The organism is Mesorhizobium sp. P2_C4 (genome assembly GCF_056404575.1).
This window is the reverse complement of the sequence record NZ_JBFUDT010000009.1, coordinates 188965-212554: the sequence shown is the minus strand read 5'-3', so window position 1 is coordinate 212554 and position 23590 is coordinate 188965. Positions and strand designations below refer to the sequence as shown.

General features: G+C 63.6%; 23 protein-coding genes. 15 read left to right on the top strand and 8 right to left on the bottom strand.

The features are described 5' to 3' along the window. Nucleotides 1-9 precede the first annotated feature (9 nt). Both AC1DX6_RS27270 and rsgA read left to right on the top strand, forming a co-directional pair. The gene (locus AC1DX6_RS27270; protein WP_477319108.1) at nt 10-1158 is read left to right on the top strand and encodes a substrate-binding domain-containing protein; all 1149 of its coding nucleotides are present in this window, start codon (nt 10-12) and stop codon (nt 1156-1158) included. Between the two features lie 211 nt (nt 1159-1369). Further along, nucleotides 1370-2401 carry a ribosome small subunit-dependent GTPase A gene (gene rsgA / locus AC1DX6_RS27265; protein WP_477319106.1) on the top strand — a complete coding sequence of 344 codons (1032 nt, stop codon included), beginning with the start codon at nt 1370-1372 and terminating at the stop codon, nt 2399-2401. A 25-nt stretch (nt 2402-2426) separates the two neighbouring features. On the opposite strand, the gene AC1DX6_RS27260 is transcribed toward rsgA, so the two are convergent. Further along, complete coding sequence (locus AC1DX6_RS27260; protein WP_477319104.1) at nt 2427-2960, bottom strand: sterol desaturase family protein; 534 nt, start codon at nt 2958-2960, stop codon at nt 2427-2429. Nucleotides 2961-3154: 194 nt separating this feature from the next. Here AC1DX6_RS27260 and AC1DX6_RS27255 point away from each other — a divergent pair, with 194 nt between their 5' ends. Then, nucleotides 3155-3619, top strand: a complete 465-nt coding sequence (locus tag AC1DX6_RS27255; protein ID WP_477319102.1) for an NUDIX hydrolase — start codon at nt 3155-3157, stop codon at nt 3617-3619. A 109-nt stretch (nt 3620-3728) separates the two neighbouring features. Further along, a complete protein-coding gene (locus AC1DX6_RS27250) occupies nt 3729-4511 on the top strand; it encodes an SDR family oxidoreductase (protein ID WP_477319100.1) in 783 nt (260 codons plus the stop codon). A gap of 199 nt (nt 4512-4710) precedes the next feature. Here the strand turns inward: AC1DX6_RS27250 and AC1DX6_RS27245 are convergent, their stop codons facing one another. The 4 genes from AC1DX6_RS27245 to AC1DX6_RS27230 form a co-directional block, all read right to left on the bottom strand. Further along, a complete protein-coding gene (locus AC1DX6_RS27245) occupies nt 4711-5151 on the bottom strand; it encodes a hypothetical protein (RefSeq protein ID WP_477319098.1) in 441 nt (146 codons plus the stop codon). 112 nt (nt 5152-5263) lie between these two features. After that, nucleotides 5264-6235, bottom strand: a complete 972-nt coding sequence (locus tag AC1DX6_RS27240; RefSeq protein ID WP_477319096.1) for a hypothetical protein — start codon at nt 6233-6235, stop codon at nt 5264-5266. Nucleotides 6236-6570: 335 nt separating this feature from the next. Further along, the gene (locus AC1DX6_RS27235; RefSeq protein WP_477319094.1) at nt 6571-8070 is read right to left on the bottom strand and encodes a helicase HerA domain-containing protein; all 1500 of its coding nucleotides are present in this window, start codon (nt 8068-8070) and stop codon (nt 6571-6573) included. 142 nt (nt 8071-8212) lie between these two features. Further along, entirely contained in the window at nt 8213-8854 is a 642-nt protein-coding gene (locus tag AC1DX6_RS27230; RefSeq protein ID WP_477319092.1) for a glutathione S-transferase family protein, read from the bottom strand. Nucleotides 8855-9038: 184 nt separating this feature from the next. On the opposite strand from AC1DX6_RS27230, the gene AC1DX6_RS27225 reads away from it, so the two are divergent. Continuing rightward, complete coding sequence (locus AC1DX6_RS27225) at nt 9039-9269, top strand: hypothetical protein (protein WP_477319090.1); 231 nt, start codon at nt 9039-9041, stop codon at nt 9267-9269. A 136-nt stretch (nt 9270-9405) separates the two neighbouring features. On the opposite strand, the gene AC1DX6_RS27220 is transcribed toward AC1DX6_RS27225, so the two are convergent. Next, on the bottom strand, nt 9406-9891 hold the full coding sequence (locus AC1DX6_RS27220; protein ID WP_477319088.1) for a hypothetical protein: 486 nt from the start codon (nt 9889-9891) through the stop codon (nt 9406-9408). A gap of 222 nt (nt 9892-10113) precedes the next feature. Between AC1DX6_RS27220 and AC1DX6_RS27215 the strand changes: the two genes are divergently transcribed. Together AC1DX6_RS27215 and AC1DX6_RS27210 are read left to right on the top strand one after the other, a co-directional pair. Continuing rightward, complete coding sequence (locus AC1DX6_RS27215; protein WP_477319086.1) at nt 10114-10479, top strand: RidA family protein; 366 nt, start codon at nt 10114-10116, stop codon at nt 10477-10479. Between the two features lie 28 nt (nt 10480-10507). Beyond that, entirely contained in the window at nt 10508-11734 is a 1227-nt protein-coding gene (locus AC1DX6_RS27210) for an amidohydrolase/deacetylase family metallohydrolase (protein WP_477319084.1), read from the top strand. Between the two features lie 194 nt (nt 11735-11928). Here the strand turns inward: AC1DX6_RS27210 and AC1DX6_RS27205 are convergent, their stop codons facing one another. Further along, entirely contained in the window at nt 11929-13719 is a 1791-nt protein-coding gene (locus AC1DX6_RS27205) for an NAD(P)/FAD-dependent oxidoreductase (RefSeq protein ID WP_477319082.1), read from the bottom strand. 425 nt (nt 13720-14144) lie between these two features. On the opposite strand from AC1DX6_RS27205, the gene kdpF reads away from it, so the two are divergent. From kdpF to AC1DX6_RS27170, 7 genes are read left to right on the top strand one after another with little or no spacing between them, the layout of a single operon-like run. After that, the gene (kdpF, locus tag AC1DX6_RS27200; RefSeq protein ID WP_081609884.1) at nt 14145-14234 is read left to right on the top strand and encodes a K(+)-transporting ATPase subunit F; all 90 of its coding nucleotides are present in this window, start codon (nt 14145-14147) and stop codon (nt 14232-14234) included. 34 nt (nt 14235-14268) lie between these two features. Continuing rightward, nucleotides 14269-15972: a potassium-transporting ATPase subunit KdpA gene (kdpA, locus tag AC1DX6_RS27195; RefSeq protein WP_477319080.1), complete on the top strand. Its 1704-nt coding sequence runs from the start codon at nt 14269-14271 to the stop codon at nt 15970-15972. Between the two features lie 7 nt (nt 15973-15979). Next, entirely contained in the window at nt 15980-16189 is a 210-nt protein-coding gene (locus AC1DX6_RS27190; protein WP_477319078.1) for a hypothetical protein, read from the top strand. Beyond that, nucleotides 16186-18279 (top strand): potassium-transporting ATPase subunit KdpB, encoded by a 2094-nt coding sequence (gene kdpB, locus AC1DX6_RS27185; RefSeq protein ID WP_477319076.1) that lies wholly within the window; start codon nt 16186-16188, stop codon nt 18277-18279. The genes AC1DX6_RS27190 and kdpB overlap by 4 nt, the downstream gene beginning before the upstream one ends. Nucleotides 18280-18291: 12 nt before the next feature. Then, nucleotides 18292-18858, top strand: a complete 567-nt coding sequence (gene kdpC, locus AC1DX6_RS27180; protein ID WP_477319074.1) for a potassium-transporting ATPase subunit KdpC — start codon at nt 18292-18294, stop codon at nt 18856-18858. A 60-nt stretch (nt 18859-18918) separates the two neighbouring features. Beyond that, complete coding sequence (locus AC1DX6_RS27175; RefSeq protein ID WP_477319072.1) at nt 18919-21654, top strand: DUF4118 domain-containing protein; 2736 nt, start codon at nt 18919-18921, stop codon at nt 21652-21654. Beyond that, nucleotides 21651-22343, top strand: coding sequence for a response regulator transcription factor (locus AC1DX6_RS27170; RefSeq protein ID WP_477319070.1), 693 nt, complete (start codon nt 21651-21653; stop codon nt 22341-22343). Before AC1DX6_RS27175 ends, AC1DX6_RS27170 begins: the two co-directional genes overlap by 4 nt. A 15-nt stretch (nt 22344-22358) precedes the next feature. Here AC1DX6_RS27170 and AC1DX6_RS27165 read toward each other — a convergent pair whose 3' ends face one another. Beyond that, the gene (locus AC1DX6_RS27165) at nt 22359-22943 is read right to left on the bottom strand and encodes an invasion associated locus B family protein (RefSeq protein WP_477319068.1); all 585 of its coding nucleotides are present in this window, start codon (nt 22941-22943) and stop codon (nt 22359-22361) included. Between the two features lie 223 nt (nt 22944-23166). Here AC1DX6_RS27165 and AC1DX6_RS27160 point away from each other — a divergent pair, with 223 nt between their 5' ends. After that, the gene (locus AC1DX6_RS27160; protein ID WP_477319066.1) at nt 23167-23472 is read left to right on the top strand and encodes a hypothetical protein; all 306 of its coding nucleotides are present in this window, start codon (nt 23167-23169) and stop codon (nt 23470-23472) included. The last annotated feature ends 118 nt before the right edge of the window (nt 23473-23590 follow it).

The following is a 23590-nucleotide window of genomic DNA, read 5'->3' as shown; positions in this document are numbered from 1 at the left end:
GGAGAAAGCATGCAACATCCATCACGCCTGACCACAATCCTGGGCCTGGCGGCAAGCGCACTGGCGCTGTCGACCGTAGTCAGCCTCGCCGAAGTACCGGCCACCTGCGTTACCGGCGTCGACCTGGCCACGCTCGGCCCGAAGGGCATTGTCGGGCAAGGCCCGAATGGCGAAAAGGCCGCTTCGCCCGACGAACTGGCGCTGACCGACGACGAAGCCGCCAAGGTCAAGGCCGGCAATTTCAAGGTCGGCATTTCCATGCAGACGGTCAATCTCGACTGGTCGCAGTTGCAGGTGCAAGGCATCAGCGAGACGCTGAAGAAATATGGCGTCACCGTCACCGGCGTCGCTTCCGCCGAGTATCAGGTGGACAAGCAGATCGCCGACATCGAAAACACCATCCAGCAGCATCCCGACGGCATCATCTCGATCCCGGTCGACTTCACCGCCACGGCGCCGACCTACAAGAAGGTCCAGCAGGCCGGCATCAAGCTGGTCTTCATGGATTCGATCCCGACCGGCCTCAAGCATCCTGAGGATTTTGCCACGATGGTCTCGGCCGACAGCCAGGGCAATGGCCAGATCGCGGCGACGATCCTCGCCTCCTGCATGCCGCAGGGCGGCACGATCGGCCTGGTGAATTTCGGCGTCGACTATTTCAGCACCAATGAGCGCACCAAGGGCGTGTCCGAGTGGATGAAGAAGAACCGTCCCGACATCATCATGAAGCAGGTCGACTTCACCGATCCGTCGAAGGTGTCGCAGATCGCCGGCGACTTCCTGACCGGCAATCCCGACGTGAAGGGCCTGTATGCGGTGTGGGACCAGCCGGCGCTCGACACGCTGTCATCCATGCGCGCCCAGGGCATCGACATCCCGATCGCCACCGTCGATCTCGGCCTGCAATCGGCGATCGAGATCGCCAAGGGCGGTCCGCTTAAGGCAACCGGTTCGCAGCGGCCATACGATCAGGGCGTTGCCGAAGCGCTGGCCATGATGAAGGCGCTGATCGGCCAGACGCCACCGGCCTGGGTCGGTGTGCAGTCTCTGCCCGTCGTGCAGTCCAACGTGCTGGAATCGTTCAAGACGGTGTTCCACAAGGACCCGCCGCAGGAACTGCTCGACGCCTGCAACAGCGCCAAGCCTGCGTGTAATTGAACTGTAGCGGGGCGGGAGACACCTCCCGACGATCGACATGCATTTCGGGAGGTTTGGCGAATGCCAGGCCTCCCGATCTGGTTTTGATGGCTGCACTCGGCTTGCCAAATCCCACCACGCCGCCCATACAACGTTGGGGCAGATCGCCCGTCCCGACGGGCTCTCGTCCGCGCCCATTTTGCCAAGGATACTGTCCGATGTCTGCGACGCCGTGGTCAAAGCTGTGACGGACCTCGCCTCGCTTGCCAGCCTCGGATGGACTGATTTCTTCGCCGATCAGCTTGAACCCGATGAGAAAAAACTCGTCCCGACGCGCATTGCCACGGTGCACCGTGACCGCCTGGCCGGAATATCGCAGACGGGGCAAATGGATCTGACGCTGCCGGCCAATGCCAACACCGGCGACTATGCCGTTGGCGACTGGGTTCTCGTCGAGCCCTATAGTCATCTGCTGCAGCGCCGCCTGACCCGCAAGACGGTGCTGGAGCGCCGCACCCAGGGCGGCAGGACCCCGCAGCTGGCCGCGGCCAATGTCGACACGCTGTTCATCGTCACCTCCTGCAATGCCGATTTCAACATCGCCCGGCTCGAGCGCTATCTGGCGCTGGCCAACGAGGCCGGAACGACGCCGGTGATCCTGCTGACCAAGGCCGATACGGCTGAAAACGCCGAGGCGTATCAAAGCCAAGCCGCAGCACTGCAGCGCGGCCTGTCCGTGGTGATGTTGAACCCTCGCATATCAGACGCCGCAACCGCGCTGGCCGCCTGGTGCGGCGCGGGCCAGACGGTGGCGCTGGTCGGTTCCTCCGGCGTCGGCAAATCGACGCTGGTCAACACGCTGGCCGGATCGGCGCAGCAATTGCCGCAACAGACCGCCGGCATTCGCGAACACGACGCCAAGGGACGCCACACCACCACCGCGCGATCGCTGCACGCCATTGCTGGCGGCGGCTGGGTGATCGACACGCCAGGAATGCGCACGCTGCAGGTCAGCGACGTCGCCTATGGCATCGACACGCTGTTTGCCGAAATCACCGAGCTTGCCCCGCTGTGCAAATTCCGCGACTGCACCCACGTCCACGAACCGGGCTGCGCGGTGCAGGCAGCGTTGAAGGCTGGTACGCTCGATCCGGAGCGCCTTGCCCGCTGGCGCAAACTGTCCGACGAAAACCAGAGCAACACGCCGGTGCAGAGCGGGCCGCGTGGAGCGAAATCCCCCGGCGGTCGCGGAAAGCGGCGCTGACCGGCCCGGGCATACCCTCGGTCCCTTAGAGCCGCGCCGTGCCAAACACCCTGTCCCAGAAAGCTGACGTCACGCCGAAATTGACCGTTTCGTCGACATGGTGATGCACCGCATGGCGGCGCTTGAGCGTGTAGAGATAGCTCGGATGGGCGGGGTGCCAGTGATGAATGATGTGGTGGGTGCTGATGTACCAGAGATAGCCCAGCATCAGCCCGCAGCTGACCGCGCTTGCGGTTGAAAAATCCGACACCATCCATACCGGGAAAAACGCGATCAGCGCATGCACGCCGAGGCTGAGCCAGGTCGGCGTGCCAACGGAACTGCGCTCCTCGACATGGTGACGATCATGCAGGTCCCTGATGTACGGAATGTGGTGAAGCACGAACCTGTGCAGGAGGTATTCGGTCAGCGTCCACAGACACAGACACGCGATAACCGTGGCTATCCAGCCTGGCGCATTGCTTTCGCCGGCCTCGCGCAGCCCGGCCACTGCCAGCACGGCGATCACCAGCGGATAGACAACGAAGTCGCTATAGTAGCCGATAAGACCGAGTTGCATTGAGGACGCCCCGGCTAGTCTTTGGCGCTGTAGATTCGCGGCTGCATCCAGATTGCCTATTCTCCAGGTGGGGAGCAATGCGGATGCACCTGACATAACGTCGCAATTTGTCGGCACAAGGTATGCATCCAGGGTTCGGTGATAATTCTTGAGTGCTGCCCCTTGGAACCAGCTTCGCAAACGAGAGTATCGAAATGGTAAAACGCAGTGCGGGATTGCTGATCTACCGTCGGGCCGATGACAATGTTCGGGTGCTACTGGTTCATCCCGGTGGACCGTTCTGGGCGAAGAAGGACGATGGTGCCTGGTCGATACCGAAGGGCCTCGTCGGCGAGAACGAGGACGAGTTGACGGCCGCGCAACGCGAGACCGAGGAAGAGCTGGGCCTCGAGATCGATGGCCCCTTCGCGCGCCTTGGCGACTACAAGCAACCGGGCGGCAAGATCGTCATGGCCTGGTCGGTCGAGGCGCTGACCGAGATCGATGTCGCCACCATCAGGAGCAACAGCTTCACCATGGAATGGCCGCCACGGTCTGGATCGATGAAGGAGTTCCCGGAGGTCGACAAAGCTGGCTGGTTCAGCTTGCCCGAGGCCGAGGTCAAAATCCTTGCAGGGCAGCGCCCGATGCTGTCGGATTTGGCAAAGCAACTAGGGTGATCTCCCCCCTCGTGGGGGAGATCGGCTATCCCCGCGAACCGCCGCTGGCGCAATTGACTAGCGGGACCTGTCATTCGATATCTGGAAAATAGAAACTCCAGGAGGAGGAATGGAGATTCGGCTCGACGACAAGGTGGTGCTGGTCACCGGCGCCACGCAAGGCATCGGTCGTGCGATATCGGAAACGCTTGCGCATAGCGGCGCCGGCGGCCTGCTGATTTCTGGCCGCGAACCAACGCGGGGCAACGCGGTGGCGGCTGAGCTTTCGCAGATCGGCACGCCAACTATTTTCGTCGCCGCTGACCTGGCGGACCCTGAGGCACCAGCGCTGCTGGCGGCGGAATGCGTGAGCCGCTTCGGCCGCATAGACGCGCTAGTCAACGCAGCCGGCCTGACTGATCGTGCTTCCTTCGTCGATGCCAGTCTCGACGACTGGGCGTCGCTCTTCGCCGTCAACGCGCGCGCACCGTTCTTCCTGATGCAGGCGGCAATCGCCGACATGGTCAAGCGCGGCCAGGGCGGCGCCATCGTCAACATCGTGTCAGTCAACGCGCATTGCGGCTCGCCGGAACTCGCCGTCTATTCCGCCACCAAGGGCGCGCTGGCGACGCTGACCAAGAACGCCGCCAACGCCCATCGCTTCGACCGCATCCGCGTCAACGGCATCAATGTCGGCTGGACCGACACGCCGGCCGAACGCACCATGCAAGCCGAAACGCTCGGCCATGGTCCAGGCTGGCTCGACACGGCCAACGCCGCGCAGCCCTTCGGCCGGCTGCTGACGCCAAACGACATCGCCAACCTTGCCGTCTTCCTGCTCTCCGACGCGGCCGGGCCGATGACCGGTGCCGTGATCGACCAGGAGCAGTCGGTGATCGGGGCGAACAAATGAACGTCTCGGCCTGATCAAGGCGCCCAAATCGTAGTGGCGAGAGGAACTCGAGTTCTAGGGTCGCGACTTCGGCGACTGGCATTTCCTCTCCCCCATGAAATGGGGAGAGGTGGCTCGGCGAAGCCGAGACGGAGTGGGGGGACGCCTTGCGCGATTGCCCTGATCAACGCCGGGCTTACCGCACCTGACGTGCCGCCCCCTACTTCAACGAAATCGCCATGCCGCTGAGATCGGCGTTGATCTGCAGGCCGACCTGCCTGCCCGTGAGTTCGAGTTGGGCGCCCCTGTCATTGGTCATGACGATCACCTGGGCGCCTTTGCCGAGCGCGCCGCCACCGCCCGCCGCGCCGTAAACCCCGGTCGCATCCCGGACCCTGCGGATATGGCGCACGGTGCCGCGGAAATACGTCTTGGAAACCCCAAAGGCGAAGCCGCCCGAGACGGCGCCGACCGTGATCGGATAGCTGCGGCCATGGAAGGTCAGCGTGCCCTCGCCTCCGGAGCCGCCGACGAAGAACGCCGCCTTGTAGACGGCGAAGCGGATCGTGCCGCTGTCGGCATGCGCTGCACTTGCAGCACTGACAGCGCCTGCGGCGATGACGGCAGCCGCTAGCGAACGAAAGCTGGATGAAATGTTCATGATGAGAGCTCCACAAGATTGCCGCTTACCCAACAGGCAGGGCTCGTCGGCGTCGAATCAAACTTGAACAATCTAGCCCGTGGTTTGGTTCCAGGCAGGCGCTTCGGGAACCTCACGGCCCCGTACAAATCGGCAGCGGCTGCGGCGGTGGGGCCGGATGGTCCTTCTTGTATTGCGCGATGATCGGTTCGAGGGTTTTTCGCGGCCAGAATTTCGGGGCGCCGATTTCCTTCAGGCAGGATGCGTTCCAATAGGCGCCGGCTTTGCCGGCGGCGGCGATGTCGCGCGATTCCGGGTAGATGTAGAGCGTCGTCGGGTTGTTCTTCACCATCGCGATCATCTGGTCTGCATCCGAAGGCGACCAGCTGGTGCAGCCATTGCTGCGGCCGCCGGCGTAGTCCACCAGCTTGCCATAAGGCACGAAGCCGTCATGGTCGGCGTAGGAACTGTTGGGGTTCTTGCGCAGGCACATTCCCTTGAGCAGCCGGGCGGCATGGCCGCCGATCACCCGTTGCCTAGCGTTGCCGGATTCGCCTTCGCCGTCGAACTGGATGAAGGTGCGCAGCAACACCGCGTCCTGTTTCGCGCCGGTGCGGTAATAGCCCTTGAACGAGGTTTTCGCCTCGCTGGTCATATAGGCGCCGCCGGCGGTCAATGACGAATCCAGCGCATTGCCGAAGTTTTTCGCGCAGCGTTTTCCGTTCGAGAAATCGGCGACGCCTTTCAGATTGCGACCGCCGCCGTGACCCGACGAAATTGCGCGAAACGACTGGCTGGCTTCGCAGATCACGTAATAACGGCGCCCGAGCACGTTGTTGCCGAGATCGCCGGGGCGCGTCGCGTCCATGGCGAAATAGCAGGGGTTCCTGACGGCGCCCTGGCTCACCTTTTTCAGGTAAAGCGCGCGCGCCCTGTCCAGCACCACTTGTGCGATCTGGCCTTCGCCCACGCCAACATGCGCCTGCAGCCAGGCCGGAGCGGCGGACGGCGCGGCAAAGGATCGGGCCGACGCCGCCAGGGCGACGATGACGATGAAGAGGCCGAGGATACCGACGACACCAAGCGGGACAGATCTCAACCGCACCGGATCATTCTCCTGTCGAAGGCGTTTTGCGAATCGGAGGCGATCATAAAGCGCCGCGCGCCAATCTGCGAAACACAACTTGTTCAGCGTGTTCAGCGCACCAAGCCGCAAGGCAATCGCATATGGAGTCTTGCGAAGAAGGACCCCCACCCTAACCCTCCCCACAAGGGGGAGGGAAAGCTGCCGCGCGTTCTTTCTTAATCCTCTTGGCGCCGAGACGTCGGCAGTTTGCCGATGTCAGCGCCTACGGAAGTCCCCTCCCCCTTGTGGGGAGGGGTTAGGGGTGGGGGTATTCGTAGAGCGACGCCGACACGGGATAGGCCCAGTCCGCCTCATCACAGAGCCAGACTCGCCTGCCCCGCCTCCTCGGCATTGGGGTCGCCGGGTGCCGTTGCCCAGGCGAGTTCGACCAGCGTCACGGTGCGCCGGCCGAGGCCGTCGAGCTGGCAGACGATGAGGCCCTGCTCCTCGATATAGGTCAGCAAGCGCCGGGCACGGCGCAGCGAGTGCGAGCCATAGGCGCGGGCAATCGCGGCATCGCCCGGGCACGGCCAGCCCTCCTTTGCGGCACGCGCGATCATCATGAACACGCCTTGCATATCCTCGGGCAGCAGTGAGGCGCGCACCGAGACATCCTGCCATGCATCATCCCCCGCCATATCGGAGCCAAGCCCGGCGCGGGCACGTGTCAGCATGCGGCGGAACTCCGGCAGGGCCGGCACCACCGAAGCGAGGCCCTCGATGCGGCAGCGGACGACGAACTCCTGATAAAGCACGCCGAGCACTCGAAAGCCCGCATCGGGTTCCGCCAGCACGGCGCGCAGAATGCGGTCCATGCGCTCACGCCGCTCCGCCAGATCCTCGGCGCTGATCGGCTGCTCCACAACTTCGGGACGGATTTCCCGCGTCGCCGACTTCGCCGCCATCAGTTGATCGAGCAGGTCCGGCGACGAGCGGCGTTGCGGCCGGACCGTTTCCGGCGGCGGCGCCGCCAGGATGATCGCGCGGGCATCTTCCAGCCCCGCTTCCGGCATCGCCATCAGCCGCGGGGTGCCGTTGCGCGGGCTGGTATCGGTCGGGCCGATGCGCAGGCCCAGCGGACGGCGCGACAGCGCCGGACCGAGCGCCATGAACTGCCCGCGCTCCAGGTCGCGAAAAGCCTCGGCCTGGCGCCGTTCCATGCCCAGAAGGTCGGCGGCGCGCGCCATGTCGATATCGAGGAAGGTTCGGCCCATGAGGAAATTGGAAGCCTCGGCGGCGACGTTCTTGGCGAGCTTGGCCAGGCGCTGGGTGGCGATGATGCCGGCAAGCCCGCGTTTGCGGCCACGGCACATCAGATTGGTCATGGCGCCGAGCGAGAGTTTTCGCGCTTCGTCCGACACCTCGCCGGCGACCGCCGGCGCGAACAGCTGCGCCTCGTCCACCACCACCAGCATCGGGTACCAGTGGTCGCGGGCGACCTCGAACAGCCCGCCGAGGAAGGCGGCGGCGCGCCGCATCTGGTTCTCGGCGTCGAGCCCTTCGAGATTGAGCACCGTGGAGACGCGATGCATGCGCGCCCGCTCGCCGGCCGCCTGCAGGCCGCGTTCCGTATGCTCCTCGGCATCGATCACCAGATGGCCGTAGCGGTCACCCAGCGAGACGAAGTCGCCTTCGGGGTCGATGATGGTCTGCTGCACCCAGGGCGCGCTCTGTTCGAGCAGCCGGCGCAAAAGATGCGACTTGCCGGAGCCCGAATTGCCCTGCACCAGAAGGCGGGTCGCCAGCAATTCCTCGAGATCCAGCTTCGCCGGCGCGCCTGCCGTCGTTTGTCCCATCTCGATCGCAACGGTCATGTCGACTCTCCTTGAGGAGAGGGCTTATCAACCTGACCGCGGCCCGTCGAGCGGGCGATCATCGCCCGCCCGGTGTTCCACACTTATGCTGCCAAAGCGCCCAGCCCGCCTACCCCTAAGGAATACCCCTAAGGAAGTTGCATCAAGCGGGCTTCACCGGCGGCAAAAGCGGCGCCTCCAGCCCGTCGAAGGGATCGCGCCAAGCGTCGATGGCTTCGAGCCGGCGATACCAGGCGAGGACGGAGGGATAGTCACCCAGCGGCAATCCGGCGACATCGTTGAAGGGCAGGAACGTCGCCATGCGGAAATCGGCATAGGAAACGGACGTCCCGACCAGCCATTGCCGGTCGACAAGCTCCGCCTCGAGGAGCCCGGCCGCCATGCGGAACTGTCCCAGCCCCTCCTCGATCAGCGTCCGGTCGATCGGGCCAAGTCCGTAGCGCTGCTTGGTGCCGCGCTCGAAATGCACGGTGTCGCAAGCCCTGACGAAGTTTTCCTTGCCCCAGCTCAGCCATCGGATCATCTCGGGTTCGTCGTCGCCGGTGCGCCAGAAATCCGAACGCGCGTCGCGTGACAGCCGGCAGGCTATGGCGTCGGCTTCCCACAGGCTGCCCCACGAGCCTGCCAGTATCGGCAATGCAAGGTTGGGGTTGAGCGGCCGAAACCGCTCGGCCTGCCCCGGCGCCATGGGCGCGGCGAATTCAAACTCGACCTTGGCCTGAAGATAGCGCGCCACCGCGACCGCGAGGCGAGGATTGGGATTGCGGCTGAAGAACAGTTTCATCTCGAGGCCAGTTCTGGACGGGATCGGCTCGACTCTATCACAGGCAAGATCGCGCCTTCATCGGCTGAACAGATTTGGCGGCAGCGTGTCGCCAATCTCTCTGGTCGGACCACCATTCCGCTGGCGCAATCGGCCGTTCGGCGTATCATTCAAATGGGGGAGGGTTCATGGCAGGAGGAGGCCAATGAACGTCGTGCCGAGGGTGGCTGTCGTTGACCTGACAGCCCAACAACTTGTTTCATCTGCGCTTTCAAAATTCCGCGCCGGCGACACCATATCGACCAGGGCAACACTGGACGCCGTCCGCCGCAGTGCTCCGGCTTGCGAGGACAGCGACGACGAATTGGTCGAGCTGATCGTCATGACGGCAATTGGTAGGACCATGGGGGTCGTATTCGACCATCGGTCCCGTTAGCTTTATTTGGCCCGACAGCATTATTTGGAACGAATACCCCGATTGGGCCGTTCGACCTGAGTTTAACGCAATTCCCAAGGGAAAGCGCTACGCGCTTTTCCCGGGAAAACCGTTTCACACTTTTCCTGGAATTGCTCTAGCTGCCCAGGGGATGTGGCATGTAGCCGACAAAGCCCGCAATCTTCCAGCGGCCGGCGACTTTCGTACAGAAATAGAGCGTCTGCCATTTCAGCCGGTCGACACTGCCATCGGCCTTGGCGATAGAGCCGTTGAACTTCTTGTGCAGCACCGCCCGGTCGCCGTCGACATCGATGTCGCGCATGTTGGTGACGCGGAAAATCGCCTCGCGCAGCGGTTCGGCAAACGCCGTCGCCGCCGTCTCCTTGGCCTGGCGCAGCCACTCGTCGCGATAGGCGGTCAGCGTCGGGAACTGCAGCCGCCAGGCGTCGGCATCGCTGAGGAAATGCGCGTGCATGCCAAAGAAGCTTGCCGCAACGAAATCGTCCTCGACCATCGACCAGTCCTGGCTGGTGAAAGCGTCGATGTCGCGCCGCACCAGCATCTCCCAAAGCGCGTGACGATCGGCATCGCCGGCCGGAAACGGATTCTTGTCGTAGGTCATTCCTGGTCTCTCCTGCCTGGACGTTTGCCAACCGCCATGCGCCGTGAACGCGATCCGCCAGCGGCGCGCAAAATGCTGCGCCGTTTGTCGTAAAGCAACACGCATTTCGAAAAATGTTGCTTCCTTACAGGGGCCTCTATGAGGAATAGAAGGAGAGGCGTAGAGGGTCCGGAGGAAACGGGATCGCAGGCGTTCCCGACAAGACTGACAGGAGGCCATTCCTTGCCCAAACAGTGTTTTGGAACATCCCATGTCCCGCTCTCTCCGGCCGTGCGGGCCGGCGATTTCGTCTATGTCTCCGGCCAGGTTCCGGTCGGCAGCGATGGCCTGGTGGTCAATGGCGGCATCGTTCAGCAGACCGAGCAGGTGCTCTCCAACATCAAGGCAGCGCTGGCGCTGGCCGGCTGCACCCTGGACGATGTGGTCAAGACCACGGTCTGGCTCGAGGATGCGCGCGATTTCGGCACCTTCAACACCGTCTATGCCAGGCATTTTCCGAGGAATCCGCCGGCCCGCACCACTGTCGAATCGCGGCTGATGATCGACATCAAGATCGAGGTCGAGGCCGTCGCCTACAGGCCGGTCTGAGAGTAAGACGAAACGGAGGCAGGCGCCGATGCAATTCGATCTGCTGATAAAGGGCGGCCGGCTCATCGATCCGGCATCCGGCCTCGACGCGCCCCGCGATCTCGCCATCGCCGATGGCCGTGTCGCGGCGATCGACACCAACATCCCTGCCGAGCGCGCCGCCCGTGTCATCGACGCCGCCGGCTGCATCGTCACGCCTGGCCTCGTCGACCTGCACAGCCACGTCTACTGGGGCGGCACCTCGCTTGGCGTCGATGCCGACCGTCTCGCCGCCAAGAGCGGCACCACCACCTTCATCGACGCCGGCAGTGCGGGTGCGGGTAATTTCATCGGCTTTCGACGCCATGTCATCGAACGCTCGAAGGTCCGCATCCTTGCCTATGTCAACATCTCGTTTGCCGGCATTTTCGGCTTCTCGCAGACCGTGTCGGTCGGTGAGTGCAGCGACCTCAGGCTCTGCGAGCCGCGCGAGGTGGTCGCTGCCGCACGCGAGCACGCCGATGTCGTCGTCGGCGTGAAAGTCCGCTCCGGCAAGCATGCCGGCGGCACCAGCGGTATCGCGCCGGTGGATCTCGCGCTCGAAGCCGCCGACAAATCAGGCCTGCCGCTGATGGCGCATATTGACGAGCCGCCGCCCGGCCGCTCGGAAGTGCTGCCGCGCCTGCGCAAGGGCGACATTCTCACCCACTGTTTCCGGCCGTTTCCCAATGCGCCGATCTTCGCCTCCGGCGCGGTGCGACCGGACATGCATCTGGCGCGCGAGCGCGGCGTCATTTTCGACATCGGCCACGGCATGGGCTCGTTCGACTTCGAGGTCGCCAAGGCGATGCTCAGGGAAGGGCTGGCGCCCGACGTCATCAGCAGCGACGTGCATCTCTACTGCGTCGACGGTCCAGCCTTCGATATCCTGGTCTGCATGTCGAAGCTGCTGGCGCTCGGCATGCCACTGGTCGAAGTCCTGCGCGCCGCCACGCAGCGGCCGGCCGAGGCGATCGCCAGGCCTGATCTCGGCACGTTGAAAGTTGGCGGCATCGGCGACGTCGCGGTACTGCGGCAAATTTCGGGTCGCTTCACCTTTGTCGATGCGGTCGGCGCATCGCTGGTGGCTGAGCAGCGGCTGGTCGCAGACGGCATTGTCATCGGCGGCACATGGTGGCCAAACGAGGCGCCTGACCACAACGAGACCGAGCGCTTTGAAGCGCATGCGCAACATACGCATGTCGAGGTTGCCGCGAGGCATTTCGGGCGTGGGTGATAAGCCAATCTCCCCCCTCGTGGGGGAGATGCCCGGCAGGGCAGAGGGGGGCGCGACGGAACGCCAACCTTAGTCGTCTTGCGACCGATCGAGAAACCGGCTGACGAGGCAATACGGATCGGAAGAGACGTCGGCGGGACGGCGCCCCCCTCTGGCCTGCCGGCCATCTCCCCCACAAGGGGGGAGATCGAACGTCACCGCTGTGCACTACTCGGCTTCCCATAAACCGGCGTCGCAATCCCCTCCATCCGCGCCTTGATCTGCAGCGCCACATACTTCGAGTAGAACCGCGACAGCGCCAGATTGCCGCCCTGGAACCACAGCGCTTCCTGCGCGGTCGGCTTCCACATATTGCGCAATTCGCCTTGCCACGGTCCGGGGTCGCCCTTCATGCCCGAGCCAATCCCCCAGCAGGGGCCGACCTTGTCGGCGACCTCGCGCGAGACGATGCCGGCCACGGTCTCGTTCATCGACTGGTAGCCGGTGCAGGAGATGATCGCGTCCGCCGCCAGTTCGGTGCCGTCGTCGAACAGGATCCCTGTCGGCGTCAGCGACTTGACCGCCACGCCGCTGCGCACGCCGATCTCGCCGTCGATGATCAATTCCGAGGCGCCGACGTCGATGTAGAAACCCGAGCCGGTGCGATAGGCCTTCATCAGCAGGCCGGTCTCGTCCTCGCCGAAATCGATGGCGAAGCCGGCACCGCGCAGCCGGTCGTAGAACGCCGCGTCGCGCGCCTTGATGACTTCGTAGAGCGCCTGCTGGCCTTTCGGCAGCAGCGCGAACGGCGTCGAGGCGACGATCATATCGGCCTTCTCGGTGGTGATGCCGCGCGCCAGCGCTTTTTCCGAAAAGATCTCGAAGCCCACCTCCATCAGCGTGTCCGACTTGACCACGGTCGTCGGCGACCGCTGGACCATCGTCACCTCGGCGCCGCTCTCCCACAGATCGACGCTGACATCATGGCCCGAACTTGCCGCGCCGATGACGGCAACCCGCTTGCCGCGGAATTTCTCGCCGCTCGAATACTGGCTGGAATGTAGCAATTCGCCCTTGAACCGGTCCGCGCCCGGCAGATCGATCTGCCGCGGCGGACCATAGGCGCCGGTCGCGAAGACGATGTGCTTCGGCTTCAGCGTGATGCGCCGGCCGACGCGCTCCACCTCGACAGTCCAGACCTTTTCGGCCTCGTCATAGCTGGCGCTGATGCACTTCGTCGCCACCCAATAGTTGAGTTCCATGACCCGCGTGTACATCTCCAGCCAGTCGCCCATCTTGTCCTTGGGCGTGAACACCGGCCAGTTTTCCGGGAACGGAATGTAGGGCAGATGGTCGTACCAGACCGGGTCGTGCAGCACGAGCGAGCGATAGCGGTTGCGCCAGGAATCGCCGGGCCGGGCATTCCTCTCGATGATGATCGTGGGCACGCCCAGTTGCCGCAGCCGCGCCCCCAGCATGATGCCGCCCTGGCCGCCGCCGATGATCAGGCAATAGGGCTGTTCGCTGGCGCCGAGGTCGCGCGTCTCGCGCGCCCGCGCCTCCGACCAGGTCTCGCGGTCCGGATCGGCCTTGTGGCGCACACCCAGTGGCCGCGCCGGGCCTTTGCGTTCCTCAAATCCCTTGAGATCGCTCATCGCCGTGAACAGCGTCCGGCATCTGCCGTCCTGCAAACGCATCACACCCTGGCCGCGCGCCGATGACGTCTCGAAGGTAAACCAGGCCTCCACGGTGCCTTCGCCCGAGGTGGCTTCGCCGGCGAGTTGCCACGCGTTTGGTCTGGTCGTCGCCAGCGTCGCGTCCAGCATGGCGCGGATCGCGGCGTGGCCTTCCATGGTCTTGACGTTCCAGGTGAAGGTCAAAAGATCGCGCCAATAGCAGTCCTCGACGAACAGACCGGTCACCGCCGTGGCGTCGCTTGCTTCGAGCGCGCGCGCAAAGGCGGAAAGCCATGTCGCCGCCTGTTTCGATGGTGCCATATCGAGCATCTGGTCTTCCTTCATCCTGCACGCCGAGCGCGGTGAAAATTCCCGACCTCCCGGCCCTTCTCTGCCGTTCGTCGACCCCCAGCATAATGGCGATAATCCGCTCGCAACAACCCCGAAGCCTGGCGTGCGGCAGTCGGAAATCTTTATAGGAATTTTATATCTTTCCTCTGCGCCCCGTCTCGAACCTTTATGGCGGTCGGGTCCATATTCCATCGCGAGCAGAACGCTCCTGGCGCCGTCGCTGATCAAGCCACGGCGAGTCCCTTTCATGGAATTTCGACCCTGCCGGCTGCAGGCACCAAGTACAAAGCGCAAGTAAGGAACAGCACAATGGACATCATTGTCATCGGGATCGGGGTTTTGTTTTTCGCCCTGTCCTTCGCCTACGTCAAAGCCTGCGACAGAATTTGAGCGGGGATCACAAAATGCTTGTCGACTATATCCTCGGTGGCGGTGTGACCTTGTTCCTCCTCGCCTACCTGACTTACGCCCTCGTTCGTCCAGAACGCTTCTGACAGCACCTGGCACCAGGCACGGAAAGCACCTTCAATGACTCTCAACGGATGGCTCCAGATCCTCGTTTTTTGCGGGATCGTCATTTTGCTGGTCAAGCCGCTCGGCGGCTACATGCACCGCATCTTCACCGGCGAACGCACATTGCTTTCGCCGCTTCTTGGCCCGCTTGAGCGCGGCCTGTATCGCATTTCGGGAACCAGCGAGCGCGAGGAGCAGCACTGGACCGGCTATGCGGCGGCCCTGCTGTTCTTCAACCTTGCCGGTTTCCTGGTGCTCTATGCCTTGCAGCGGCTGCAGGGCAGCCTGCCCTACAATCCCGCCGGCATGACATCAGTCGAGCCAGGGCTTGCCTTCAACACCGCCGCCAGCTTCATGACCAACACCAACTGGCAGAACTACGGCGGCGAAAGCACGATGTCCTACTTCGTGCAGATGGCCGGCTTCACCGTGCAGAACTTCCTGTCGGCGGCCACCGGCATCGCCATCGCCATTGCGCTGATCCGTGGCTTTGCCCGGGCGTCGGGCAAATCGATCGGCAATTTCTGGGTCGATATGACCCGCTCCACCCTCTATCTGCTTTTGCCGTTCTGCATCGTCCTGACACTGGTCTATGTCTGGCTCGGCATGCCGCAGACGCTCGGCGCCTATGTCAACGCAACAACGCTCGAGGGCGCCCAGCAGACGATCGCGGTCGGCCCGGTCGCCTCGCAGGTCGCCATCAAGATGCTCGGCACCAATGGCGGCGGCTTCTTCAACGCCAACGCCGCCCACCCGTTCGAAAACCCCGACGCCATCTCCAACCTGATCCAGATGGTGACGATCTTTGCCATTGGCGCTGCGCTGACCAACGTTTTCGGCCGCATGATCGGCAACCAGCGCCAGGGCTGGGCGATCCTCGCCGCCATGGGCGTCATGTTCATCGCCGGCGTCGCCATCTGCTATTGGGCGGAAGCCGCCGGCAACCCGCTCGTCCATGCGCTTGGCATCGACGGCGGCAACATGGAGGGCAAGGAGAGCCGCTTCGGCATTGCTTTGTCGGCATTGTTCGCCGTCATCACCACGGCTGCGTCCTGCGGCGCGGTCAATGCCATGCATGGCTCCTTCACCGCGCTGGGCGGCATGATCCCGATCATCAACATGCAGCTCGGCGAAGTCATCGTCGGCGGTGTCGGCGCCGGTCTCTACGGCATCCTGATGTACATCGTCGTCGCCGTCTTCGTCGCCGGCCTGATGGTCGGCCGTACGCCCGAATATCTCGGCAAGAAGATCGAGGCCAAGGAGGTCAAGATGGCAATGCTCGCCATTCTCTGCCTGCCGCTGGCGATGCTGATCTTCACCGCCATCGCGGTGGTGCTGCCGACCGGTGTGGCGTCGATGGGCAATGCCGGCCCGCACGGCTTCTCCGAGGTTCTCTATGCCTACACCTCGGCGGCGGCCAACAATGGCTCGGCCTTTGGCGGCCTGACCGGCAACACGCCCTGGTACAACATCACCATCGGTATCGGCATGCTGATGGGTCGCTTCCTGGTCATCATTCCGGCCTTGGCAATCGCCGGCTCGCTGGTGGCGAAGAAGACGGTTCCGGCCTCGGCCGGCACCTTCCCGACCGACGGTCCGTTGTTCGTCGGCCTGCTGGTCGGCGTCATCCTGATCGTCGGCGGCCTGACTTTCTTCCCGGCTTTGGCCGTCGGTCCGATCGTCGAACATCTGGCCGGCATCCATGGGCAGACCTTCTGAGACCGTCATGAGCTGGTTCAACATCATGCGCCGCAAGGCTCGGCCCCGGGCCGACAATGAGGGGGAGGCAACTCCCCCTCCCTTCCCGAGCGTGTCCACATTCCTCGGCCTCGCGGCAGTCATGATCGTGATCTGGGTGCTGGTCTACGGGCCACCCTTTTCGGCATCCGATCGAACGGTGCCGTCCAACAACAGCGAAGCCGGAGCTTCAAAATGAGTCACGCAAAATCCGCGAGTATCATGGATGCCCGCATCCTGTGGCCCGCCATCGGCGGCGCCTTCAGGAAATTGAACCCGCGCACCTTGAGCAAGAACCCGGTGATGTTCGTCGTCGCCGTCGTCTCGGCGCTCACCACCGTGCTCTTCATCAAGGATCTCGTCACCGGCGGCGGCGATCTCGGCTTCTCGCTGCAGATCATCATCTGGCTGTGGTTCACCGTGCTGTTCGCCAATTTCGCCGAAGCGGTCGCCGAAGGCCGTGGCAAGGCGCAGGCGGATTCGTTGCGCAAGGCGCGCACCGAGACCCAGGCCAAGCTTTTGACCGGCGAGGACCGCACAAAATTCAAGCTGGTGCCCGGCACCAGCCTGAAGGTTGGCGACGCGGTGCTGGTCGAAGCCGGCGACATCATCCCGTCGGATGGTGAAGTGATCGAAGGCGTCGCCTCGGTCAACGAGGCGGCGATAACAGGCGAGTCGGCGCCGGTCATCCGTGAATCCGGCGGCGACCGTTCCGCCGTCACCGGCGGCACGCAGGTGCTGTCCGACTGGATCCGCGTGCGCATCACCGCGGCTTCCGGCCACACCTTCCTCGACCGTATGATCTCGCTGGTCGAAGGAGCCTCGCGCCAGAAGACGCCGAACGAAATCGCACTCAACATCCTGCTCGTCGGCATGACGCTGATCTTCGTGTTGGCGACGGCGACGATCCCGAGCTTCGCCTCGTACTCGGGCGGCTACATCTCGGTGACCGTGCTCGTCGCTTTGTTCGTCACTTTGATCCCAACCACCATTGGCGCCCTGCTGTCGGCCATCGGCATTGCCGGCATGGACCGCCTGGTGCGCTTCAATGTGCTGGCCATGTCCGGCCGCGCCGTCGAGGCGGCAGGCGACGTCGACACATTGCTGCTCGACAAGACCGGCACCATCACGCTCGGCAACCGCCAGGCGACGCAGTTTCGTCCGGTCAAGGGCGTCACCGAACAGGAACTGGCCGACGCCGCTCAGCTCGCCTCGCTCGCCGACGAAACTCCGGAAGGCCGCTCGATCGTCGTGCTGGCCAAGGAGAAATACGCCATCCGCGCCCGCGACATGGCAACACTGCACGCCACCTTCGTGCCTTTCACCGCGCAGACCCGTATGAGCGGCGTCGACATCGATGGCTCGTCGGTCCGCAAGGGCGCGGTCGATTCGGTGCTCGCTTTTGTCAACCAGTCGACATCAGCCACGCAGGGCACGCGTCCAAGCAGCGACGCCGTGCGCGACCTGCAGACGATTGCCGACGAGATCGCCAAGTCCGGCGGCACGCCGCTGGCGGTCGAGCGTGATGGGCGCCTGCTCGGCGTCGTCCACCTCAAGGACATCGTCAAGGGTGGCATCAAGGAACGCTTCACCGAACTGCGCCGCATGGGCATCCGCACGGTGATGATCACCGGCGACAATCCGATGACTGCGGCGGCGATCGCGGCTGAAGCCGGCGTCGACGACTTCCTGGCCCAGGCGACACCCGAGGACAAGCTGAAGCTGATCCGCGACGAGCAGGCCAAGGGCAAGCTGGTCGCCATGTGCGGCGACGGCACCAACGACGCGCCCGCCCTTGCCCAGGCCGATGTCGGCGTAGCCATGAACACCGGCACCGTTGCCGCGCGAGAGGCCGGCAACATGATCGATCTCGACAGCGATCCGACCAAGCTCATCGAGATTGTCGAAATCGGCAAGGCGCTGCTGATGACGCGCGGTTCGCTGACGACCTTCTCCATCGCCAACGACGTGGCCAAGTACTTCGCCATCATCCCGGCCATGTTCGCCGTCTTCTACATCGCGCCGGGGCAGACCACCGGCCCGCTGCAGGCGCTCAACATCATGCACCTGGCGACGCCGCAGAGCGCCATCCTATCGGCCATCATCTTCAACGCGCTGATCATCATCGCGCTGATCCCACTGTCGCTGAGAGGCGTCAAATACCGCGCCATCGGCGCCGGCGCGCTGCTCAGCCGCAACCTTCTCGTCTACGGCCTCGGCGGCATCATCGTTCCGTTCGTCGGCATCAAGGCGATCGACATGGCCATCACCGCGCTTGGCCTCGCATAAGGAATTACGTTCATGCTCAAGCAAATCAGACCCGCGATCGTCATGATCGTCTTCTTCACCCTCCTGACCGGCCTGGCCTATCCCCTGGGCATGACCGAGATCGCCCAGGCCCTGTTTCCACATCAGGCTAATGGCAGCCTGATCGAGAAGGACGGCAAGGTCATCGGCTCCGAACTGATCGGCCAGGGCTTCGCCAGCGATAAGTATTTCCACGGCCGCCCTTCGGCTGCCGGCGACGGCTACAACGCCGCCGCCTCCAGCGGCACCAACCTCGGCCCGACCAATCCCAAGCTGATCGACCGCATCAAGGGCGATGCCGAAAAACTGAAGGCGGAAAATCCGAACCAGCCGGTGCCGATGGATCTGGTCACGACCTCCGGCAGCGGGCTGGACCCGCATATCAGTCCTGAAGCCGCCTATTTCCAGGTCGCCCGGGTGGCCAAGGCCAGAAGCATCGATGAAGCCAAGGTCAAGACCCTGGTCGACAGCAACATCGAGGGCCGCGAACTCGGCTTCATGGGCGAGCCGGTGGTCAACGTGCTGGCGCTCAACCTTGCGCTGGACGGCGCGAAAGAGTGAATGGTACCGGCCGGGGATCGACAGCATCCCCGGCGCCATTCATGATTGACAAGAATGCCGATGCCGGAAGACCGAAGCAACGAAACCAGACCTTCTCCAGATGCGCTGCTTGATCATGCGGAGCGGGAGGCGCGCGGTCGCCTGAGGATATTTCTCGGCGCCGCACCCGGCGTCGGCAAGACCTACGAAATGCTGATGTCGGGCCGCGCCAGGCTGGCCGACGGCATCGACGTGGTGATCGGCATCGTCGAGACACACGGCCGCAAGGAAACCCTGGCGCTAGTCGAAGGCTATGAAGTCATCCCGCGCCAGAAAGTCGACTACAAGGGCCGCATCCTCGAGGAGATGGATATCGATGCCATCCTCGCCCGGCGCCCTGCCCTCGTGCTCGTCGATGAGCTCGCCCACACCAACGCTCCAGGCAGCCGCCATCCCAAGCGCTATCTCGACGTCCAGGAAATCCTGACGCACGGCATCGACGTCTACACGACGCTCAACATCCAGCATGTCGAAAGCCTGAACGATGTCGTCGCCCAGATCACCAAGGTCAGGGTTCGCGAGACGGTCCCGGACTCCATCATCGACCAGGCCGACGACGTCGAGATCATCGACCTCACCCCCGACGATCTGATCAAGCGGCTCGAAGAGGGCAAGGTCTACTTCCCCAACACTGCCCAGCGCGCCATCGAGAACTATTTTTCGCCTGGCAATCTGACCGCACTGAGGGAACTGGCGCTGCGCCGCACCGCCCAGCGCGTCGACGAGCAGTTGCTGATCCATATGCAGGCCCACGCCATCCCCGGACCGTGGGCGGCAGGCGAAAGGGTTCTCGTCTGCGTCGACGCGCGTCCGGGCGGCGCGGCCCGCGTCCGCTATGCGCGCAGGCTGGCCGACCGGCTCCGTGCCCCCTGGACGGCGCTCAATGTCGATACCCCTCGCTCGGCCGCCATGTCCGAGGAGGACAAGGACCGGCTGGCGACGCATCTGCGCCTTGCTGAGCAGCTCGGCGCCGAGGTGACGACCATTCCGGGTCAGAACGTCGCGCAGGATATCGTTCGCCATGCGACGGCGAACAATTTTACCCATATCGTCATCGGCAGGCCGACCCGCTCGCGCTGGCGCGAACTGGTCGAAGGCTCGCTGACCTATGACCTCATCCGCAATGCCGGCGACATCAGCGTCCATGTTATCTCAGGAACCGATCGGGACATCGCAGCGGCGTCACGGAACGTCAGGACGGCGCACGAGCAAAAGCAATTCCAGATCTGGCCCTATCTCAAGGCCACGGCCTATGTCGCCGGTTCGCTCGCCTTCGCCGCCCTTCTCGACCAGTTTCTCGACGTTCGAAATCTCGCCATCATCTTTCTCATCGGCGTGCTGACATCGGCGGTGACCGGGGGGCTCTGGCCGGCTCTGTACGCCTGTCTCGTCAGCGCGCTATGCTTCAACTATTTCTTCCTCGAGCCGCGCTACACGCTGACGATCCGGGATCCGGAGAGCATTGTCGCGCTCGGCGTGTTCCTCGTCGTTGCCGTCATTGCCAGCAATTTGACGGCACGCGTGCAGCGCCAGGCGGTCGCTGCCCGCGCGCGGGCACGGGCGACGGAAGACATCTATCTCTTTTCAAAGAAGCTCGCCGGCGCCGGCACGCTCGACGACGTGCTCTGGGCCACCGCCTTCCAGATCGCCTCGATGCTGAAGCTGCGCGTCGTGCTGCTTCTGCCCGAAAACGGCACGATCGCCGTCAGGGCCGGCTATCCGCCTGACGACACGCTGGCCGAAGCCGATATCGCCGCAGCACTCTGGGCCTGGGAGCACAACCGCGCCGCCGGACGCGGCGCCGACACGCTGCCGGGCGCAAAACGCCTCTATCTGCCGCTGCGGACCGGGCGCACGGCGGTCGGTGTCGTCGGCCTCGACAACGACAAGCAAGGTCCGTTGCTGACGCCCGAGCAGCAGCGGCTGCTCGATGCGCTCGCCGACCAGGCGGCTGTCGCCATCGAGCGCATCCAGCTCGTCGGCGATGTCGACCGGGCCAAGCTCGCCGCCGAGGCGGACCGCCTGCGCTCGGCGCTGCTGACCTCAATTTCCCATGATTTGAAGACGCCGCTTGCCGCCATCATGGGCGCGGCCGGAACGCTCCGGGAATTCGCGCCGGCTCTTCCTGAAGAAGATCGGGTGGAATTGCTGTCGACCGTGCTCGACGAATCGGAACGGTTGAACCGCTTCATCGCCAATCTGCTCGACATGACCAAGATCGAATCCGGCGCCATGGAGCCGAACTACGCCTTCCACTATGTCGGCGACATTGTCGGCTCCGCCTTGCGGCGGGCAAAGAAAATCATCGGCGAGCACAAGGCCGAGACAGATATCCCCTCGGACCTGCCGATGTTGCGGCTCGACCCGGTGCTGTTCGAGCAGGTGCTGTTCAATCTGCTCGACAATGCTGCAAAGTATGCGCCGTCAGGCTCGACCATCCGGCTGCAGGGCTGGGTCGACAACGGATCCGTCATCCTGCAGATCATGGATGAAGGTCCGGGCATCCCGCCCGGCGATCTGGAGCGCATCTTCGATACTTTCTACAGGGTGCGCAAAGGCGACCAGGTCCGCGCCGGCACCGGGCTTGGGCTGTCGATCTGCCGCGGCTTTATCGAGGCTATGGGCGGGACGATTGCCGCGGCAAACCGGACCGACCGCGCGGGTGCCGTTTTCACCATCCGGATGCCGGTGCCGACAGAACTGCCCGATGTCGACGAACTCGATGTGGGCGCTCAAAATATTGGCGATTTGCCATGACCAATTCGAACGTCAGCATATTGGTCGTCGATGACGAACCGCCAATCCGCAAACTGCTTCGCGTCGGCCTCGGCAGCCAGGGCTATGCGATCAGCGAAGCGCCCAACGCCAAGGCCGCGATCGAGATCGTGGAGACCGAACGGCCGGACCTGATCCTGCTCGATCTCGGCCTGCCCGGCATGAGCGGCCACGACCTTTTGCGCAAATGGCGTGATGACGGCCTCGATATTCCGGTGGTCATCCTATCCAGCCGCACCGACGAAGCGGGCATCGTCCAGGCGCTTGAACTCGGCGCCGACGACTATGTCGCCAAGCCCTTCGGCATGAACGAACTGGTCGCGCGCATCCGCGTGGCGCTGCGGCACAAATTCCAGCAGCAGGGCGAGAAACCGGTGTTCCAGACCGGCGATCTCACCGTCGATCTGGTCAAGCGCATCGTCAAGGTCGAGGGCAAGGAGGTAAAGCTGTCGCCGAAAGAATACGACATCCTGCGCATCCTGGTGCAGCACGCCGGCAAGGTTCTCACCCACCACTTTCTGCTGAAGCAGGTGTGGGGCGATTCGACCGACGTGCAATATCTCAGGGTCTATGTTCGCCAGCTCAGGCAGAAGATCGAAAAGATCCCGGACCAGCCACGCTATATCACCACCGAGACCGGCGTCGGCTATCGCCTGCGCGAAGTCGAATGAGGCCTGGACCGACGCTCAATCGGCCGACAGTTCCGCGGTTCTGGCAAGCGCACCGGCAAAGCCGTTCAGCGGGATCGAAAAACTGATCGGCTGCAGCGTGTCCGCCGCGACCGCATCGATCTTCAAGGTCGTGCCTGCCGCGAGCAGGGGCGTGACGTTCGCATCGAACGTCACCGGCACCAAACAGCCGACCGCCTGGCAGGTGTTGAACTGCAGGCTGCCCTCGAGCTTCTGGTCGTCGATCGAAAGCGCAACCCCTTTGGCCAAGGCCAGGCCGAACGGCAGGGCAAGGGTTCCGGCGGCATCGTCACCGGTCTTGCTCGACAGTTCTATCGCCAGCAGGCGCTGGTTGGTTTGCTTGTTGAACTGCTGATGCGACAGGCTGCAGACCTTGGTCGTGCCTGAAATCTGGCAATTGACCGTCCAGTCGCCATGGGTCTCGGACAGCGCCGACGCGCCGCCGGGCAGTTGCGGTGGCTTGGCTGCGTCGGTGGCAGGTGCCACCACTTTGTCACCCTTGGTCTGCGCCGCAAACGCCACCGATCCGGCGATGCAGGCCAGACCAAGTATTGCCACGAAATATGCCTGCTTGCTTCTCATCAAGTTCCCCCTATTGCCCTGGTTCGGAGCAAGCCATTGAGCCCAGGCAGGCGCCGACGCGATAGAGCGGTGAAACGCCCGCTTCCGTCAAGAGCCACGCCGGGTGGCCAGGCAGATTCTTGGGCAACGACCATCAATTGGCCGCGATCGACCCTTGACCATGGCACATAGCGACAAACGCCCTATATCTGGGCAATGTTCCGTTTCGTACAGGAATGAACGTATGTCGCCGCTTCGCTTTTCGACGGTCTTGATGACGGCAATGCTGGCAACAGCGATGCTGCCGGTTGCAACCTCGTACACCGCGGCACAGGTCGTCATTCCGACAAATCGCAACGCGCTGGTCGACCAAAACGAACTGCAGATGCTGGAAAACAGGCTGCAGCGGCAGCAGTTCCAGCAGCAGCAACAGCAGTTCCGCGACCAGGACCGCCAGATCGTGCCGCCGCAACGGCCGGTGGTGCCGGTGATCAAGCCAAGCTGCCAGCTACAACCGTCGGGCGGCGGTTTTGTCACTGTATGTCGCTGACAAGCCGGCGCTTTTCATTTATTTAGCCGACTTACGTGCTTGTGATGCTGCCTGAGAACAAGGGCAGTTTTTGGCTTTTGCAGCGCTGCCCGTTCGCGTTATGGGGCATTGCTTCGAC

Excerpts from the sequence above, each read along its gene's own strand:
- AC1DX6_RS27270 (WP_477319108.1), top strand. The coding sequence starts at position 10 with ATGCAACATCCATCACGCCTGACCACAATCCTGGGCCTGGCGGCAAGC.
- AC1DX6_RS27260 (WP_477319104.1), bottom strand. The coding sequence starts at position 2,960 with ATGCAACTCGGTCTTATCGGCTACTATAGCGACTTCGTTGTCTATCCG.
- AC1DX6_RS27255 (WP_477319102.1), top strand. The coding sequence starts at position 3,155 with ATGGTAAAACGCAGTGCGGGATTGCTGATCTACCGTCGGGCCGATGAC.
- AC1DX6_RS27250 (WP_477319100.1), top strand. The coding sequence starts at position 3,729 with ATGGAGATTCGGCTCGACGACAAGGTGGTGCTGGTCACCGGCGCCACG.
- AC1DX6_RS27245 (WP_477319098.1), bottom strand. The coding sequence starts at position 5,151 with ATGAACATTTCATCCAGCTTTCGTTCGCTAGCGGCTGCCGTCATCGCC.
- AC1DX6_RS27235 (WP_477319094.1), bottom strand. The coding sequence starts at position 8,070 with ATGACCGTTGCGATCGAGATGGGACAAACGACGGCAGGCGCGCCGGCG.
- AC1DX6_RS27230 (WP_477319092.1), bottom strand. The coding sequence starts at position 8,854 with ATGAAACTGTTCTTCAGCCGCAATCCCAATCCTCGCCTCGCGGTCGCG.
- AC1DX6_RS27225 (WP_477319090.1), top strand. The coding sequence starts at position 9,039 with ATGAACGTCGTGCCGAGGGTGGCTGTCGTTGACCTGACAGCCCAACAA.
- AC1DX6_RS27220 (WP_477319088.1), bottom strand. The coding sequence starts at position 9,891 with ATGACCTACGACAAGAATCCGTTTCCGGCCGGCGATGCCGATCGTCAC.
- AC1DX6_RS27210 (WP_477319084.1), top strand. The coding sequence starts at position 10,508 with ATGCAATTCGATCTGCTGATAAAGGGCGGCCGGCTCATCGATCCGGCA.
- AC1DX6_RS27205 (WP_477319082.1), bottom strand. The coding sequence starts at position 13,719 with ATGCTCGATATGGCACCATCGAAACAGGCGGCGACATGGCTTTCCGCC.
- kdpF (WP_081609884.1), top strand. The coding sequence starts at position 14,145 with ATGCTTGTCGACTATATCCTCGGTGGCGGTGTGACCTTGTTCCTCCTC.
- kdpA (WP_477319080.1), top strand. The coding sequence starts at position 14,269 with ATGACTCTCAACGGATGGCTCCAGATCCTCGTTTTTTGCGGGATCGTC.
- AC1DX6_RS27190 (WP_477319078.1), top strand. The coding sequence starts at position 15,980 with ATGAGCTGGTTCAACATCATGCGCCGCAAGGCTCGGCCCCGGGCCGAC.
- kdpB (WP_477319076.1), top strand. The coding sequence starts at position 16,186 with ATGAGTCACGCAAAATCCGCGAGTATCATGGATGCCCGCATCCTGTGG.
- kdpC (WP_477319074.1), top strand. The coding sequence starts at position 18,292 with ATGCTCAAGCAAATCAGACCCGCGATCGTCATGATCGTCTTCTTCACC.
- AC1DX6_RS27175 (WP_477319072.1), top strand. The coding sequence starts at position 18,919 with ATGCCGGAAGACCGAAGCAACGAAACCAGACCTTCTCCAGATGCGCTG.
- AC1DX6_RS27170 (WP_477319070.1), top strand. The coding sequence starts at position 21,651 with ATGACCAATTCGAACGTCAGCATATTGGTCGTCGATGACGAACCGCCA.
- AC1DX6_RS27165 (WP_477319068.1), bottom strand. The coding sequence starts at position 22,943 with ATGAGAAGCAAGCAGGCATATTTCGTGGCAATACTTGGTCTGGCCTGC.
- AC1DX6_RS27160 (WP_477319066.1), top strand. The coding sequence starts at position 23,167 with ATGTCGCCGCTTCGCTTTTCGACGGTCTTGATGACGGCAATGCTGGCA.